Here is a 16956-nt window from a genome sequence, read left to right as displayed (position 1 = left end):
GCGTTACCTCGCGGACCCCGCCGATGCGCTTCCCGGTAATTCCGTTACTCTTGCTCCCGGCCCTCGTCTGGATCGCCCCGGCCCCTGCCGGCTTTGAGGATACGCCCAAGCAATTGGTGGATGAGGTCTGGCAGACCGTCAATACCTATTTTGTGGATGATAAAAAGGACTGGCTCAAGGTCCGCGAAACCTATCTCGCCCGTGATTACGCCACCCCCGAGGCCGCCTATACCGCCATCCGCCAGATGCTCAAGGGCCTCAACGACCCCTACACCCGCTTCATGGAACCCAAACAGTACACCAACTCGCGGGTCTCAGTCGCTGGGGAGTATGGCGGGGTCGGGATTACGGTGATGGCCCCCACGAACCAAGAGCCCAAGATCGTCGCCGTCACCCCCGGTTCTCCAGCGGCTAAGGCAGGCCTCCAGATCGAAGATATCGTCCAAGCTGTAGACGGCACACCCACCCGCGAACAGGCCAGCACCCAGATCCGGGGCCAAATCGGAACCCAAGTGACCCTCACCGTCCGCCGCGCTGAGCAAACTTTTGATGTAACCTTGACCCGTGAAGCGATTACGATTGCCACCGTCCGTTCCAGTTGGCGCAAGGCCCAGGGCCAGACAGTGGGCTATCTAAGTCTGCGCGATTTCAACGGCAATGCCCCCCAACAGTTGCGTCAAGCTGTGCAGGGGCTGTTGGACCGGGGCGTGGACGGTTTTTTGCTGGACCTCAGGGACAATCCCGGCGGGTTGGTGGAGTCGAGTCGGCTGATTGCCAGTATTTTTTTGGACCGTGAAATCGTCGTCTCTACGGTCAACCGCAAGGGCATCCGGCGCGAGCTCAGGGCCAGCGGGAATCGGTTGACCGCTAAACCCTTGGTCCTCTTGGTCAATGAAGGCTCCGCTAGTGCTAGTGAGATCCTCGCCGGGGCACTCCAGGACCACCAACGCGCTACGCTGGTCGGGACCAAAACCTTCGGCAAAGGTCTAGTGCAAGCAGTCTATGAGCTATCGGACCGTTCGGGGCTCGCCGTCACGATCCAGCACTATAAAACGCCAGCGGGCCGCGATATTCACCGCCAGGGACTCCAGCCCGACTATGCCGTGACGACCGCACCCAAAACCATTGACCGGGCCACCAGCCGTGACCCCCAGTACGTCCGCGCCACCGCTGTTTTGTTGAAACAAGTATCTACCCTAGGAGAGAGGTAAAAGTTAGGACTAGCCGCCAATTCTAAGGCCCTGTGTTACATTAACGTTACCGTTTCAGGACCGATCCTGTCCTATGAACAAGCGTCGCGTTTTCGCCAGTGGCCTAGCCGTCTTCTTGCTGGGTTGTGCCTTTGTCGTCGGTCAGCCCATTGCGCCGAGTTGGGCTAATTTTGAGAACACTCCCAAACATATCGTGGATGAAGTCTGGCAAGTCATCAACCGGGACTATGTGGACACAGGCTATAACAAGCGCGACTGGCTAGAGACCCGACGCGAGTATCTTTCTAAGGACTATGCCACCAAAGAAGAAGCCTATCGTGCCGTCCGCACCATGCTCAAGGAACTCAACGACCCCTACACCCGTTTCATGGACCCCAAACAGTACGCCAGTATGCAGGTGGAAACCTCCGGTGAATTGACCGGGGTGGGGCTCTCGGTGGATGTGGACAAAAAAACCAAAGAACTCCTCGTCGTCGCCCCAGTCCCCGACACCCCAGCCTTCAAAGCGGGCCTCCAACCCCAGGACATCATCCAAGCTATTGATGGGATCTCCACAAAAGGCGTGGGCCGCGAAGATTCCGTCTCCCGTATCCGGGGCAAAGAAGGCACGCCGGTAGTTTTGACGGTCCGCCGCGCTGCCAAAGTCTTTGAGGTCACGCTTACCCGCGCCGTCATCCCGATTCGCTCCGTCCGCGCCTCGGTCAAAAAAGAAAAAGGTCAAAATATTGGCTATATTTCCCTGAGCCAGTTCACGGGTAATGCGCCCCGCGAGATGCGCGACGCGGTAAACAGCTTACTCGGGAAAAAAGTAGATGGTTTCGTGTTGGACCTCCGCTTCAATCCGGGTGGTTTACTCTCCGCTAGTACTGATATCGCCAGCATCTTCCTCAATCGCGAACTCGTCGTCTCCACTGCTGACCGTACCGGCGTGGTGGAAGAGTTGCGGGCTAGCGGGACGCGGCTCACGGATAAACCCGTGGTCGTCTTAGTCAACGGCGGTTCCGCTAGTGCTAGCGAAATTCTAGCGGGTTCTCTGCAAGACAACCGCCGCGCTGTCCTCGTCGGGACCACGACCTTTGGCAAGGGTCTTGTGCAATCGGTCCACGAACTCTCCGACCGCTCGGGACTCGCTGTCACGATTGCCCACTACAAAACCCCCTCGGGCAAGGACATCCACAAAAAAGGGATCAAGCCCGACTACACCGTGACCATCCCCGAAAAAATCCTCAAAACCCTCAAACCCGAAGACATCGCCACCCCCAAGGACCCGCAATACAAACAAGCCACTAAAGTCCTTCTCACCCGCCTCACCCCACCCAAGAAACAGTTGTCCGCTACTCGCTAGTCACCAAGTAGCCCCCTAGCCCAGTTTTGGCGTAGGGGGTTTCTTTTTGAGGGTAATTTTTATTGAGTTTCGGGATCAAGATGTCCCTACGCTCCTGGCGACACTGACACGCTTCAAGCCCCGTCAGGGGTTTGATTTCGCCGTGAAACTCCGCCACTTGCCAACGTCGGATAACCCCATGGGCACTACCACGATCCTGTCGGCGGGTGAGTTCAATCGAGGTCGCATCACGCTTATCTAAGACGGTACATCAAAGCTAAGGTAGGCTTGCTCACAAGGCTGAATAACGTGTTTGACCTTAGCCCAGCGTAAGTGCGGGGTCATCGGTTCATGGCTGAGATAGTGGTTAAGGGTATCGTGCCTAAAAGTCTGGAGATGGTCCGCTACATAGGTCAGGGTCTAGTTGAGCTGGGCAGTTAACCGGTATTGGCAGTCGTCGAGTTTAATAAAGCTCATGAGGTAGCCCTGTACAACTGCCCTCCTACTTTACCTCCCCTCTCTGGGTCTGCGTAAGTCCTGGATCAGTTAAAATACGGCATGCTTGACTACTGGCTCATCCAAGAGCTTAAACGTCCCTCTATTTCTATGGCCCTTGCGTAAGTCCTGATTAAGTAAGTGTGTATACTCCCAGGGTCAAGTGTTGTTGGAGCCACCGCGTAAAAGCTTCTTCAGACAATTCCCCAACCGCCAAGTCGAGCATCACTTGAGTAGCTTCAACCTTACCAACCACTAGACGATGACTATTCAATCTTAGGAATACGCCCACGCTCAAGAAGGCAACCCGCTTATTGCCATCAATAAAGGGGTGATTTCGTACAATCCCTACCCCGTAAGCCGCCGCAAGTTGAGCCGGGTCTGTGACTTTCTGATAAGCAAGTAGGTTTTGCGGTCGGGCTAAGGCGGATTCTAGCAGTCCCTCATCCCGCAGACCCTCTAGTCCACCATGCTCAACTAAACTTTCGGTATGGAGCAGGATTAGAGCTTTCTTGTTGAGCCAACGGGGAGGAGTCACTGCGCCAAGGCGCGGAACGTCTCCTGATATTCATCCATGAAAGCGCGGCCTATCTTGAGTTGCTCTTCTACCTCTGGGTCGTAGGGGGTCAAGAGGTAGCCACTGGGGGTCTCAGTGATAAACACGACATCGCCCTGTCCTACCTTAAGACGCACCAACAATTCCTCGGGCAAGACAATACCCAGAGCGGTTCCTACTTCAGTTAGTTTCAAGTAGTTCAACACAGCGCAGCTTATCGGTGTATCTATAACTATAAATGACGCTCAGGCGCACCGTCTGGTCCCGACTGGCACTGACGAGGGTATGACTGGGCTAGGTTCACGACACTAAGGGAAATGTCTCCTAGGATGTCTCACCGTCCCTAGCTCCTCAGGCTCTCCTAAACTGGAGTTGGATCTTTGTTAGAATGAATTCATTCCCCTAAATCTCGGTCGGGATACTGGACATTCAGGAGGTCGCATGGTCAAAGTAATTATTCCAACGCCCCTACGGCGTTACACCGGGAACCAAGAGGCCCTAGAGCTTGAGGGCACGACCATCGGGGAAGTGTTGGCTCAGTTGACGCAGTACGGGGACTTGAAAAAGCATCTCTACACCGCCGAGGGCACCCTCCGCAATTTTGTGAATGTGTACCTCAACGACGAGGACATCCGGCATCTCCAGAAGGACCAGACTCCCGTTCAGCCCAGCGATATCGTCAGTATCGTACCCTCGATTGCCGGGGGGAGATGAACCATGCTCAACCCAGACCTAGACAGTATTCAACTCCTGCCCGAGGAATACGAACGTTATTCCCGGCACCTCATCTTGCCCGAGGTGGGTTTGGCAGGCCAGAAACGGCTTAAGGCGGCCTCAGTTCTGTGTGTAGGGACGGGAGGACTCGGTTCGCCCCTGGCTCTCTATCTGGCGGCGGCGGGGATTGGGCGGATTGGCTTGGTGGACTTTGATGTGGTGGATGCCTCTAATTTGCAACGGCAGATCATCCACGGCACTTCTTGGATTGGCAAGCCTAAGGTTGCTTCAGCCCAACACCGTCTGTTAGAGCTTAACCCGTTCCTCCAAGTGGATATCCACGAGACGGCCTTGACCTCCGAGAACGCCCTGACCATTGCCCAGGACTACGACCTTATTATTGACGGCACGGACAACTTCCCGACCCGCTATCTAGTCAATGACACCTGTGTGCTGTTGGGCAAACCCAATGTCTACGGCTCAATTTTCCGGTTTGAGGGACAGGCGACAGTTTTCAATCACCAAGAGGGACCCTGTTACCGTTGCCTCTACCCCGAGCCGCCGCCGCCGGGACTCGTGCCTAGTTGCGCCGAGGGCGGGGTCTTGGGTATTCTACCGGGCGTGATTGGTGTGATCCAAGCTACGGAAGCGGTGAAAATTATCCTGGGCGACGCACCCACCCTCTCCGGTCGTCTGCTGTTGTACGACGCTTGGGCGATGAAGTTCCGGGAACTCAAGCTCCGCAAGAATCCCGAATGTCCTATCTGTGGACCCAATCCGACAATTACCGCACTGATTGATTACCAAGAATTCTGCGGCATCCCCGCCCAACCCGAAGCCCCGCCCACGCTCCAGGAAGGCACGGTCCAGGAACTCCAACAACGGCTCCAACAGGGCAATATCGTCCTGATTGATGTCCGTAACCCCCACGAGTACGAGATTGCTCATATCCCTGGCTCCACCCTCGTGCCCCTAGGCGACATTGAGCAGGGACTGGGTATTGAGAACGTTCGTGAGCTCGCCCAAAACGGCGAAGTGTGGGTCCACTGTAAGTCCGGGATGCGCTCTAGCAAAGCCCTCCAACTGCTGGCTGAAAAGGGCATCCAGGGTACCAACGTCAAGGGTGGTATCCTCGCTTGGTCCGACCAGATTGACCCCACCGTACCCCGGTACTAGTACGATAGCTACCTAGCGGAAAACACGGAGGATTTGTTGACTTAGCCCGGTCTATCCGCTAACATATACCTACATATCAACCTCCTCGGTGCTCCTCCAACCCCCCGCACCGAGTTTTTTTATGGAGATTTCCGTAAATCTACGGACCAGGGCTGTTGGGCGCGTGAGTCCAATCAACAGGCGAATTGACGTAAAAAGTAACGGGAATGGATAGTTCTACAGGTCTAACGAGGTCCGTGCGATAGACTGAAAACGCTTTGTGGAAGGGAAAGCCAATGCAGACTCATGTTGTTAGCGGGTCAGTGTTCCTCCCCCTGACGGCCTTGCTCCTCACTTCCTGCGGTGATAAAAAAACCGCCCAGGCCGCTCCTAGTCTGCCCCCAGCCTTACCCGTCCAAGTCCAAACCGTCTAATCTAGTCCGATTGCCGATACCTCCCGTTATCTGATTCAGTTTCACCATTTTACTGCTCTCATTGATTGATTTTCTAAGCAAGGGTTCGGATTCACATAATGAACGTGAATTGGTGCGTCGAGGTGACCGAACCTTGGGCTTGTTCACGGCATGGTCCCTTGAGACTACTCTTTGCCATAGGTTTAGAATCCCATCCTTTAGGACGATTTTTGCCCGAAAATTTTCTTAAGGAGGATGAGCATAATACGAAAGCCGACGCTCTAAAATTTAAGCTCATAAAGAAAATTTCTATAACTACAGAGAGTTCACACAAGGGTTGGGCTCCCTGGAAAGCAAGAAGCCCATATCCTCCTCAGGTGCATAGCACGGACTACGGGTATAGCCCCCGTGCCTGTAAAGCCGCCGCCACCCGGCCCACGCCAAGAATGTAAGCCGCCAACCGCAACGAAACGCCTTGGGCCTGGGCTAGGGTTGCCACTTGGTCGTAGGCCCGTCTAAGGAATTTCTCCAACTCGGTGTTGACCTTGGGCTCATCCCAGAAGAGGTATGAGAGACCCTGGACCCATTCTAGATAGCTGACCAAAACGCCCCCCGCATTCGCCAAGATATCCGGGATGACCGTCACACCCCGCGCCTGTAGCATCGCGTCCGCCGCCGCTGTCACCGGACCATTCGCGCCCTCGATTACCCACTCAGCCTGGATGAGTGGCGCGAGTTCGACGTCAATTTGATCCTCTAAGGCGGCTGGGATCAAGACTGTACAGGGTAGGGTCAACAGTCCACGGTTAGTGAGTTGGTGGGCGGGGTAGCCCTTTAGGGTGCGGTGTTCCCGTTGGTAGGTGAGTAGAGCTTCGATGTCCAGCCCTTCCGCCCGGTAATAGCCGCCTTGACTATCGCTCACGGCAATAACCTTAGCCCCGGCAGCCTCAAGTAACAACGCAGCGGTGGCACCCACATTCCCGAAACCCTGGACGACAACTGGGACCCCGTTTAAGGTTCGTCCCGCCCGCTGGAGAGCTTCCTGAACCACGAGCATCACCCCCCGGCCCGTCGCCTGTTCACGACCCAAGGAACCGCCGATACTGAGGGGCTTCCCGGTCACGACCCCCGGCACGGCATGACCCTGCTGGCTGGAATAAGTGTCCATGATCCAGGCCATCTCACGGGCGGACGTGCCCATATCCGGGGCCGGGATATCCACTTGGGGACCAATATTTTTAATCAGTTCACTGGTATAACGACGGGTCAACCGCTCCAACTCGCCCACGGATAAACTGCGCGGATCAACCGTGATCCCGCCCTTGGCCCCGCCGTAGGGGAGACCCAAGAGGGCACATTTCCAGGTCATCAACATTGCCAAGGTCGCAACCTCGTTCAACGCCACGTGGGGATGGTAGCGCACCCCGCCCTTGAACGGTCCCAACACATCACAGCGCTGGACCCGATAGCCAACGAAGACGCGGACCCGGCCTGAGTCCATCCGCACGGGTAAAGAGACCGTTAGCACCTTGCGCGGAGCCGATAGAATTTCGACGACATCGGGGGAAAGCTTCAAGGCCTGGGCTGCTTGGTCAAGGTAAGAGCAAGCCATCGCCGAGGGGCAGATAAACCCTAACTGCGCGTTCTCCATCACCATGCCGCACTCCTGAACTATCCTTCTATTCTGGGTGGATTCTCAGTGAAAAGTATCTAAAGTTACAAAAATTTTCTAGTAGCGGGGTTTTGCTGAGGGCATAGCTGGGAATCTAGAGCCCACCCCTTGACAGGAATAGTGTTTCAGACGGGCTACCGTACTTTTTTACCAGCCTATATAGTGTATGGAATCAAACGGCAGCCCCATGAGTTTTGTTGGTCTCCACGTCCACAGTGAATATTCCCTCCTTGATGGGGCGAGCCAACTGCCCCAACTCGTCGAGCAGGCCCGTCAACTGGGGATGCCGGGACTCGCCTTGACCGACCATGGGGTGATGTACGGGGCGATTGAACTGATTAAGCTCTGTCGTAAAGCCGGGATCAAGCCCATCGTCGGGGTCGAGGGCTACATCGTCAACGCCGACACCGAGACCGCTGCTTGGAAAGCCGGGACCACCCGCGTCCCCCGCTACCACCAAGTAATCTTGGCGAAGAACATCCAGGGTTACAAAAATCTAGTCAAGCTCGTCACAGGTTCCCACCTCCATGGCGAAGCAGGCAAAGGAATCTTCAAGCGGCCCTGTATTTCCAAAAAACTCCTAGCTCAGCACCGGGCGGGACTGATTGTAACCTCGGCCTGTTTAGGGGGTGAAATCCCCCAGGCCATCCTCCAAGGCCGTCCAGACAAGGCCCGCGAGATTGCGATTTGGTACCAAGAACATTTTGGGGCGGATTTTTACCTCGAACTCCAAGACCACGGTAGTCGGGAAGACCGGATAGTAAATGTGGTTCTCGTCGGATTGGCCCGTGAACTCGGCATTAAACTGATTGCCACCAACGATTCCCACTTCACCTGTCAAGACGATGTGGATGCCCACGATGCCCTGCTCTGTATTCAGACCGGGAAACTTTTGACGGAAGAAAAGCGGTTACGTTACACGGGCACGGAATACCTAAAATCGGCTGAGCAGATGGCCTTGATGTTCCGGGACCACCTCGACGACGACATTATTCAAGAAGCGATTAGCAATACCCTCGAAGTCTCACAAAAAGTAGAGACCTATTACCAGGAGTTATTCGGGGAGGCGCGGATGCCCAACTTCCCGGTCCCCGCTAGTCAGACGGCGGACAGTTACCTAAAAACCCTGACTCACCAGGGATTACGCGAACGTTTCCAGGAACGCAAGATTGATGAAGAAGGTCAGGAGAAGTACCGGGTCCGGCTCCATTACGAATTAGAAATGATTGAGAAGATGGGCTTCTCCAATTACTTCCTCGTCGTCTGGGATTACATCCGTTTTGCCCGTGAAAAACTAATTCCTGTGGGACCGGGCCGGGGTTCGGCGGCGGGTTCCCTAGTTGCCTACGCCCTACGGATTACCAATATTGACCCCGTGCAATATGATTTACTTTTTGAACGCTTCCTCAACCCCGAACGCAAGTCTATGCCAGATATTGATACGGACTTCTGTATTGACCGCCGGGTGGAGATTATTGATTACGTCACCGCGAAATATGGGAGTCACCACGTCGCCCAGATTATTACCTTTAACCGGCTGACCTCCAAGGCCGTTCTCAAGGATGTAGCACGGGTGATGGATATTCCCTACGCCGAATCTGACCGGATGGCGAAGTGGATTCCGGTCTTTCGGGGGAAGCCCGCTAAGCTCAAAGTTATGGTCTCCGCCGAAACCCCGTCCCCGGAATTCAAACAAGCCTATGAGTCAGACCCTAGAGTAAAGAAATGGGTAGACCTCGCCCTTCGACTAGAGAATACCAACAAAACCTATGGGGTCCACGCCGCCGGGGTCGTCATCTCCCGTGATCCCCTGGATGAGATTGTCCCTCTGCAACGTAATAAAGAAGGTCAAGTTATCACCCAGTATTACATGGAGGATATCGCGGACCTGGGGTTACTGAAGATGGACTTTCTGGGTTTGCGTAACCTGACGATGATCCAGCAGACCCTCAACTTAATTACCAAAACCCGCCGGATTACCCTCAATCTTGATAACATCTCCATCGCTGATGAGAAAACCTATAAACTCCTGGGCGATGGTGAACTTTCCGGTATTTTCCAGTTAGAATCCTCAGGGATGAAGCAGATTGTCAAAGACCTCAAACCCTCCTGTATGGACGACATCGGTGCGATCCTGGCTCTCTACCGCCCTGGTCCCATCGACTCCGGCATGATCCCGAACTTCATCGCCCGTAAGCACGATGCCAGTAAGATCCAATACGCTTGTCCTGAACTTAAACCGATTCTTAAAGATACCTACGCCACAATCCTCTATCAAGAACAAATTATGCGGATTGCTCAAGACTTAGGGGGGTATTCCCTAGGACAAGCCGATCTATTACGTCGCGCCATGGGTAAAAAGAAGAAAGAAGAGATGGAGAAACACCGCAGCCAATTTATTGACGGGGCTTGTAAAAATGGCATCCGTTCCGAAATTGCTGACGATTTATTTGAACAGATGGTCGTCTTTGCTGAATACTGTTTTAACAAGTCCCACTCGATTGCCTACGGGTTCATTACCTATCAAACCGCCTACCTCAAAGCTAATTATCCAGTTGAGTACATGGCCTCTTTGTTGAGTTCTGTCAAAGGCGACCAGGACAAGGCGCAAAAATATCTAGCCGACTGTATGAACATGAACCTTGTCATTCAGCCGCCGGATATCAACCGCTCTGACAGTGATTTCACCCCAGCGGGCAATCAGATTCTTTTTGGCTTGGGGGCGGTTAAAAATGTCGGTGAGGGCGTTGTGGACGAGGTTCTACAGGAGCGCGGGGCCAACGGCTCCTTCACTTCCCTAGGCGATCTCTGTAGCCGTCTACCTTCTGCTAACAAACGAGCACTGGAAGCCCTGATTAAAGCAGGAGCATTGGATAGCCTACTCACTAACCGCAATCAACTGTTAATGGATCTAGATGCAGTGTTAGCTTGGGCCGCTGACCGGGTCAAGGAGCGGGCAGTCGGGCAGTTTAATTTATTTGATGTACCGACCAAGGGTAACGACTTTAGCCGGGTGCCCCAGGGTCCCAAGGTGCCCGACTTTGAACCCCAGGAGAAGTTGAAGTACGAAAAAGAACTGCTGGGATTTTACGTCTCCGACCATCCCCTCAAGGACCTGAAAGAACAGGCTACCTATCTTGCGCCTACCCCACTCGCCAGTCTCAATGAACAGTCCGAGGAACTAACCCTCAGTGTCCTAGCCCTTTTAACTGAGATTAAGGCCGTGACCACTAAAAAGGGCGAACGGATGGCGGTCCTGTTCCTGGAAGACTTGACGGGTTCGGCTGAGGCGGTGGTTTTTCCCAAGATCTATGAACGCATTCAAGGCGTTTTGGTGGTGGACCGCCGCTTGGTCCTCTGGGGGCGACTAGACCGCCGCGATGACCGCAGTCAACTGGTCATCATGGATTGCGAACCCGTGGAACAGGTTTCGCTAGTGGTGGTAGAACTGGACCTGCCTGATGCCCAGAACATCGCCCAGCAAGACCGGATTCGCAACATCCTCAAGGCCAACCAACGCGAAGAGGGCGGTCATATCCCCGTGGTGGCGCGGATTCAGCATCGGCAACGGCAATGTCTGGTCCGCCTGGGTCCCCAGTTTCGCGTCAACGATGCCCAAGCTACGGTCAAGGGCCTCCAGGCCAGTGGTTTCCGCGCCGAACTTAAACACCTCGTCCCCAAACCCTGATGCAACGCAAACCCCGCGAGAATAAACCCGCCGAGCCAGCCCCTGCCCTTCCAGACTGGCAACAGCAGTACGAACAACAGGTCGAAGAAACCCTCGAAGCCCAACTCCAGCTTGAGGAAGCCCAGCAACTCAATCAGGACCTCAAAGCCCAACTCACGGCCCAAGCCCAACTCACCCAGCAACTCAGGGCGTACCAACAACAAGTGAACCTACGCCAGGAACAGGTAGAGACTTGGCAGACCCGCGCCCTGCAAGCGGAGAACCGCCTGATTGAATACGCACCCTTGGACCGTCAACTCCTGGAGACCCAACAACAACTAGTCCAACTCCAGGAAGCCCACGCCCAAGACCAGACCCGCCACCAACAGGCCCAAGAACGGGTCATCCTCCTTGAACGGCACATCCTCCAACTCAAAGCCGCCTTAGCCCTGTTGCCGCCCGCCGCCAAAGTCATTCCGCTCCGCCCGACTCAACGCCTACCCAAAACCGGCGGGCTTGACCTTCCACCTTTTTTAAGGTGAGCGTGTCCCCCAGCCCAGGTGAGAGCCGATGCCCTTGACGTACAATAAGTAATATTGCCAGTAAGGAAACACCATGGCTGATTTGAAAAAGCTGATTGAACAAGAACTTGCTGAAGCTCGGGAAGTGTGCGAGATCAAGGGTGATGGCTCTAAAGAATGCGCCGTTGCCTGGGATGCCGTGGAAGAGCTCCAAGCTGCCGCCTCACACCAAAAAGCCCAAGAGCCCAGCCAGACCTCCCTCGAAAAGTATTGCGACATCAATCCCGAGGCTGATGAGTGCCGCGTCTACGAAAACTAGTACCTACTGATGAATTCTGTCCAGGTTATCGGCGGCGGTTTGGCGGGGACCGAGTGTGCATGGCAGATTGCCCGACGGGGCATCCCCGTCACACTCTATGAGATGCGTCCCCACCAAACTAGTCCTGCCCACCACACAGACCAACTCGCTGAACTGGTCTGTTCAAATTCTTTTGGGGCGTTAGTAACAGACCGCGCTCCGGGTCTTTTAAAAGAGGAACTCCGCCACTTGGGGTCCCTAGTGATCCAGACAGCAGACCGTTTCGCGGTGCCGGCTGGGGGAGCCTTGGCGGTAGACCGGGTTTTATTTGGGGCTCACCTGACTGCACTGATCCGTGACCATCCCTTGATTACCCTGGTCCGGGCTGAAGTGACGGAACTCCCGACGACGGGGATTGTGGTCCTAGCAACTGGACCGTTGACTAGTGCGCCCTTGGCTCAGGACTTACTCGCTTTCACGGGAGAGCAATATTTAAGCTTTTTTGATGCGGCGAGTCCGATTGTGGAAGGGGAGACGATTGACCGGAACCGAGCTTATCTGGCCTCCCGCTATGACCGGGGCGAAGCTGCCTATCTAAACTGCCCCATGACCGAGGCGGAGTACCGAGATTTTTGGACCGCGCTCGTCAACGCTGAACAAGCCCCGCTCAAGGAATATGAAGAAGCCGAGCGCAAGTTTTTTGAAGGCTGTCTACCTGTTGAGGAGATTGCCCGTCGTGGCTTTGATGCTCTCCGCTTTGGCCCCCTGAAACCTGTGGGACTGCTCGACCCACGCACTGGAGAACGGCCCTTTGCGGTGGTCCAACTCCGGGCTGAGGATGGGGGAGGCCGCCTGTGGAATCTTGTCGGTTTCCAGACCAATCTCAAGTGGGGCGAGCAGCAGCGGGTTTTTAGGATGATTCCGGGCTTGCAAGAAGCTAGTTTTGTGCGGCTGGGTGTCATGCACCGCAATACATTCTTGGCCTCCCCCTATCTGCTGCGGTCCACGCTGCAATTTCGTAAGCGCGAGAACCTCTTGGCCTGTGGGCAATTAGTCGGCACTGAGGGCTATACGGCAGCCGTTATGGGCGGTTGGTTGGCGGGGACTAATGCCGCTCGTTTGGTCTTGGGTGAACCGCCCCTGACGTTGCCCCCGGTGATGATGGCAGGAGCCTTGGTCCACTACATTACTAGGGCTCCGGTCAAGCACTTCCAACCGATGCCACCAAACTTTGGGATTATGCCTGACCTTGAACCAAAGGTCCGCAATAAACTCCAACGCTAAGTGGCCTACCGAGACCGCAGTTTGGCAGCCTTAGCAGCCGTCGTCGTGTGCGCTTGAGCCATCCTTAAGTTTCTTAATAATTTGTATCATTGAAGGAGTGTAGGCGGCGGTGGGCGATGGGTACAGAGCTTTCGTTATACTCCAGTTTATTTTTGACGGTGCTGATTGCGATTGGTCTGTTCTTCTTCATCCGGGCTTCGGTGTAGGACCGTACCCAGCAGGCAACTTTTACCAGTGAAGTCGCTCCCGAACTCCTCCGCGAACAGTTTGACCATTACTTTGCCCAAAGAGCCTATCAACCCATGGCGTCTGGTTCTGTAGTGACCTATCAGGGCATTGTCAAACCGAGTGGATTTCTGATGGTGTTTTTGACGGTCTTGGCTCTGGCGGGTCTCGGGAGTGTTGCTTTGGTCTTGACGGTGCTTGTACCCCAGGGAGGAGCTTGGTGGTTCCTGTTACTTAGTCTGAGTCCAATGGCTGGGGTTTTTTATAGGAAAAGAGCAATGCGGCCCGAGGTAGTTAAACTACAACTAGTTCCTGGACCCCAGACCACGAAAATTCATGTCAAAGCACATCGTGATGAACTAGAAAAATTCAAAGAAAAGCTAGGTTTTGATAGTTAATCCCATAGCGATCTAATTTGCATGTTCTTTATAAAATGTTGTGTGTATGGCCTCTCAAGGCCCTAAAACCTTCTTTAGGAATGTCTTTGGGCTTGTACCTAGGGCGTTAGCCCTACACTTTACGTTGTTCCCGTAGTCAACTTAGGGTTTTAAACTGTTTTTAGAAGTCCGGGAAAGAATTGAGTTTTTCTTTCAATTCGCGTAAAAAAAATTAAGCTATATCCTATATTCAGATAAATAAAAAAAACTATTACTATAAAACTCACGTACTAATAGGCAGATGTGTAATGAGTCTGAAAAAGTCTCAAGATTATCAACTTAAATTCCCCCGATTGAAAGAGGCGACCAGACTCGCACTTGGGCTTTTGGCCCTCTGGCTAGTGAGTAATAACCTTGTTCAAGCGGAGGTTCCTTTGACTAACGGCAATTGTGTAACTCAGTGGCGGCCCGCATTCACCTACGATGCGGTCCAGTACCCATTTACTCACCGTTGTGCCCAACTGGGCTTCGGGAATTACCATTATTTCGACGAACAAATCACAACCGCCCCCCGTGGGACGGTGTTATTAGTTCATGGCAACCCGACTTGGTCGTTTTTGTACCGCGATATTGCCCGTGAATTGATTGCCCAGAACTACCGGGTCATTGCGATCGACCATTACGGTTTCGGTCTCTCGGACAAGCCCAGCTTGACGGACTTCGGCTACACCCCGGCTGAACATACAGCAGTCCTGGAAGATTTTATTCAATTGCTCGACCTGAAAGACCTGACATTAGTAGTCCAGGACTGGGGCGGGCCGATTGGTTTAGGCGCGGCGGGCCATCTCCCGGAGCGGGTCAAGAACCTATTGGTGATGAGCACCTGGGCTTGGCCGATTGACGCGGTAGAACCCGGTAACTATTTCAGCATGCGCGACTGGTCCGTGTGGAATCAGCTTAATCAGGACTACGTGATTAACACGGCCTTCACGCCCCGCGAGACGGGCAAGATGTTAGCGGTTATCTATGGGGGTAGTGGGAGTCCTATTTACGAGACAATCCGCAATGCCTACTGGAGTCCCTTTATCAATCCCAAAACGCGACTGCCCCTCAACCCGACCGTCGCTACGCCCACTTCCATCTTTGCGCGGAGTATCGTTGAGGCCACTGCCTTCATGACCGAGACCGAGCAGAACTTGAGTTTGTTGACTGACAAACCCATCTATCTACTCTACGGGCATCAAGACCGCTGGCTAGGTGCGCTCAAACCCAATCCCAACGCCGCCCTGCCCTGCCCCGAGGGGACCCAGGAAACCGTAGTCGAGGGGGTGAGCTACTGCACGCGCTCCGACACCGGGGACTTCATCTACCCTTACCTAGAGAACTTCTTGGCCCGTTGGCCCGCTGAGAAGGTCGTCGGTTCCCGGGTGAGCATGACAGCGGACCACTTCATCCAGGAGTACGAACCCGCCGCGATTGTCAATGCAATTAACGAACTCAATGCGGTAAGGGTGGAGACGAGTCCCCCACCCCTGATGACGGTCTATTAAACCGACACGACTTCCCGTTTAGCCGCGAGGCTGTTGATCAGGTCCTCAAAGGACGCACTAAAGGACTTCACGCCTTCATCCTCTAGCTGCTGAGTAACAGCCTGCATATCAATCCCAGCCGCCTGGAGTCCCGTGCTTGTCGCGTGGGCCTGGGCGGTTTGGCTGACGAGGGTAGCGCGGGCCACGCCATGGTCTTTGAAGGCTTTGAGGGTAGCAGGCGGGAGGGTGTCCACGGTTTCCACCCCAATCAACTCCTCGACGTAGAGGACATCCCGATAGTTGGGGTTCTTGGTGCCCGTACTCGCCCACAACAGCCGCTGGGACTTGGCCCCTAGAGCCTTGAGGTCGGCAAAACGCTCCCCGCCGAAAACACCTTCCCAGATTTCATAGGCCAAGGCAGCGTTGGCGATGGCAGCTTTCCCTAGTAGCCCCTGGACCTCAGCCCCCGCTGCGATTTTTTCCTCAAGCAGCTTATCAATCGCCACATCTACCCGTGAGACAAAGAAACTCGCCACCGACGCGACTTTGGACACATCCCCGCCCTTGGCTTGGAGCGTGCGGAGGCCCTTGAGGTAGGCATCCACGACGGCTTGGTACCGCTCCAAACTAAAAATTAGGGTCACATTGACGTTGATCCCCTCGCTAATCACCCGTTCCACCGCCGGAACGCCCTGATGGGTGGCAGGGATTTTAATCATGATGTTAGGGCGGTCAATCACCTTCCAAAACCGCATCGCCTCTTGGATCGTGCCCTCGGTATCGTAGGCCAAGCGGGGCGAGACCTCAATGCTCACGTACCCATCCCCGCCCTGACTATCTATATAGAGCGGGTAAAACAGGTCCGCCGCTGCCCGGATGTCATCCAAGACCAGACCTTCATAGACTTCTTCCACGGATTTTTGCTGGGCATTGAGTTGCCGGATCTGCTCGTCGTAATCCGTGCTACCCATGATGGCTTTTTGGAAGATCGTCGGGTTGGAGGTCAGACCCCGGACGCAATCCTCTTCAATAAGCCGTTTGAGTTCGCCGGAAGTAATCAAGTCCCGGCGCAGGTCATCAAGCCAGAAACTCTGCCCGAATTCATTCACGAGGCAAAGCGGATTGGTAATCGTCATGGCCTTGGCTCCTACTAGGTCTTTACTCCATGCTAAAGAGTTTCGCGACTGGACGGCTAGACTCGACGGATTTGTTCAAGCTCTAGCCCTTTCATTAACTAATTTAGCGGAATTCCCCATCCGTCTACACGGTGGGGATGGATAGCGCGGCTGCTCCGCTTCGCTCCACAGCTAATCAAGGTCTACCACCCGACTGATTCTGTATGTACTCTTTCACGACTTCCAATGGCGCACCACCACAAGAAACAATGCATTTTGAGTCATGCCACAGCTTAGCTTGACCCCAATAAACTTTATCTATTTCTGCTTTGAATTCTTGCCGAAGAATCCTGCTAGACGCTGATTTCAGTGACGATACCAAAACTGAAATATTGTTGTC

15 protein-coding genes and 1 pseudogene are annotated in these 16956 nt (G+C 54.3%); 11 read left to right on the top strand and 5 right to left on the bottom strand.

All coding sequences use genetic code 11. From position 1 onward, the window contains the following. Positions 1-23: 23 nt before the first annotated feature. Both HFM78_RS00965 and HFM78_RS00960 read left to right on the top strand, forming a co-directional pair. Positions 24-1211: a S41 family peptidase gene (locus tag HFM78_RS00965; protein ID WP_287127544.1), complete on the top strand. Its 1188-nt coding sequence runs from the start codon at positions 24-26 to the stop codon at positions 1209-1211. 73 nt (positions 1212-1284) lie between these two features. Beyond that, positions 1285-2556: a S41 family peptidase gene (locus HFM78_RS00960; RefSeq protein WP_287127543.1), complete on the top strand. Its 1272-nt coding sequence runs from the start codon at positions 1285-1287 to the stop codon at positions 2554-2556. Positions 2557-3163: 607 nt separating this feature from the next. On the opposite strand, the gene HFM78_RS00955 is transcribed toward HFM78_RS00960, so the two are convergent. Both HFM78_RS00955 and HFM78_RS00950 read right to left on the bottom strand, forming a co-directional pair. Continuing rightward, positions 3164-3568 (bottom strand): type II toxin-antitoxin system death-on-curing family toxin, encoded by a 405-nt coding sequence (locus HFM78_RS00955; RefSeq protein WP_287127542.1) that lies wholly within the window; start codon positions 3566-3568, stop codon positions 3164-3166. After that, positions 3565-3792, bottom strand: a complete 228-nt coding sequence (locus tag HFM78_RS00950; protein WP_287127540.1) for a hypothetical protein — start codon at positions 3790-3792, stop codon at positions 3565-3567. Before HFM78_RS00950 ends, HFM78_RS00955 begins: the two co-directional genes overlap by 4 nt. A gap of 235 nt (positions 3793-4027) precedes the next feature. On the opposite strand from HFM78_RS00950, the gene HFM78_RS00945 reads away from it, so the two are divergent. The 3 genes from HFM78_RS00945 to HFM78_RS00935 all read left to right on the top strand — a co-directional run bounded on the left by HFM78_RS00945 (position 4028) and on the right by HFM78_RS00935 (position 5889). Continuing rightward, positions 4028-4300 carry a MoaD/ThiS family protein gene (locus HFM78_RS00945; RefSeq protein ID WP_287127539.1) on the top strand — a complete coding sequence of 91 codons (273 nt, stop codon included), beginning with the start codon at positions 4028-4030 and terminating at the stop codon, positions 4298-4300. Between the two features lie 3 nt (positions 4301-4303). After that, a complete protein-coding gene (gene moeB / locus HFM78_RS00940; RefSeq protein WP_287127538.1) occupies positions 4304-5476 on the top strand; it encodes a molybdopterin-synthase adenylyltransferase MoeB in 1173 nt (390 codons plus the stop codon). Positions 5477-5751: 275 nt separating this feature from the next. Further along, positions 5752-5889, top strand: a complete 138-nt coding sequence (locus HFM78_RS00935; RefSeq protein WP_287127537.1) for a hypothetical protein — start codon at positions 5752-5754, stop codon at positions 5887-5889. A gap of 370 nt (positions 5890-6259) precedes the next feature. Here the strand turns inward: HFM78_RS00935 and HFM78_RS00930 are convergent, their stop codons facing one another. Beyond that, entirely contained in the window at positions 6260-7525 is a 1266-nt protein-coding gene (locus HFM78_RS00930) for a Glu/Leu/Phe/Val dehydrogenase (RefSeq protein WP_287127536.1), read from the bottom strand. A 202-nt stretch (positions 7526-7727) separates the two neighbouring features. On the opposite strand from HFM78_RS00930, the gene HFM78_RS00925 reads away from it, so the two are divergent. The 6 genes and pseudogenes from HFM78_RS00925 (at position 7728) to HFM78_RS00900 (ending at position 15462) form a co-directional block, all read left to right on the top strand. After that, positions 7728-11228 carry a DNA polymerase III subunit alpha gene (locus HFM78_RS00925; RefSeq protein ID WP_287127535.1) on the top strand — a complete coding sequence of 1167 codons (3501 nt, stop codon included), beginning with the start codon at positions 7728-7730 and terminating at the stop codon, positions 11226-11228. Continuing rightward, positions 11228-11749 (top strand): hypothetical protein, encoded by a 522-nt coding sequence (locus HFM78_RS00920; RefSeq protein ID WP_287127534.1) that lies wholly within the window; start codon positions 11228-11230, stop codon positions 11747-11749. Before HFM78_RS00925 ends, HFM78_RS00920 begins: the two co-directional genes overlap by 1 nt. A 73-nt stretch (positions 11750-11822) precedes the next feature. Further along, the gene (locus HFM78_RS00915) at positions 11823-12047 is read left to right on the top strand and encodes a Calvin cycle protein CP12 (RefSeq protein ID WP_287127533.1); all 225 of its coding nucleotides are present in this window, start codon (positions 11823-11825) and stop codon (positions 12045-12047) included. Positions 12048-12056: 9 nt separating this feature from the next. Further along, positions 12057-13310, top strand: coding sequence for an FADH(2)-oxidizing methylenetetrahydrofolate--tRNA-(uracil(54)-C(5))-methyltransferase TrmFO (trmFO, locus tag HFM78_RS00910; RefSeq protein ID WP_287127532.1), 1254 nt, complete (start codon positions 12057-12059; stop codon positions 13308-13310). Positions 13311-13426: 116 nt separating this feature from the next. Then, positions 13427-13933 (top strand): annotated as a pseudogene (locus tag HFM78_RS00905) (cofactor assembly of complex C subunit B). 287 nt (positions 13934-14220) lie between these two features. Continuing rightward, complete coding sequence (locus tag HFM78_RS00900; protein ID WP_287127531.1) at positions 14221-15462, top strand: alpha/beta fold hydrolase; 1242 nt, start codon at positions 14221-14223, stop codon at positions 15460-15462. Here the strand turns inward: HFM78_RS00900 and tal are convergent. Continuing rightward, a complete protein-coding gene (gene tal, locus HFM78_RS00895; protein ID WP_287127530.1) occupies positions 15459-16577 on the bottom strand; it encodes a transaldolase in 1119 nt (372 codons plus the stop codon). The two genes, HFM78_RS00900 and tal, sit on opposite strands and share 4 nt — an antisense overlap. 175 nt (positions 16578-16752) lie before the next feature. Further along, a partial coding sequence (locus tag HFM78_RS00890) for a transposase (protein WP_287127529.1) occupies positions 16753-16956 on the bottom strand: 204 nt, incomplete at its 5' end.

Source organism: Candidatus Cyanaurora vandensis (assembly GCF_013285555.1).
Lineage (GTDB): Bacteria > Cyanobacteriota > Cyanobacteriia > Gloeobacterales > Anthocerotibacteraceae > Cyanaurora > Cyanaurora vandensis.
This window is presented reverse-complemented; position numbering and strand designations above follow the sequence as displayed.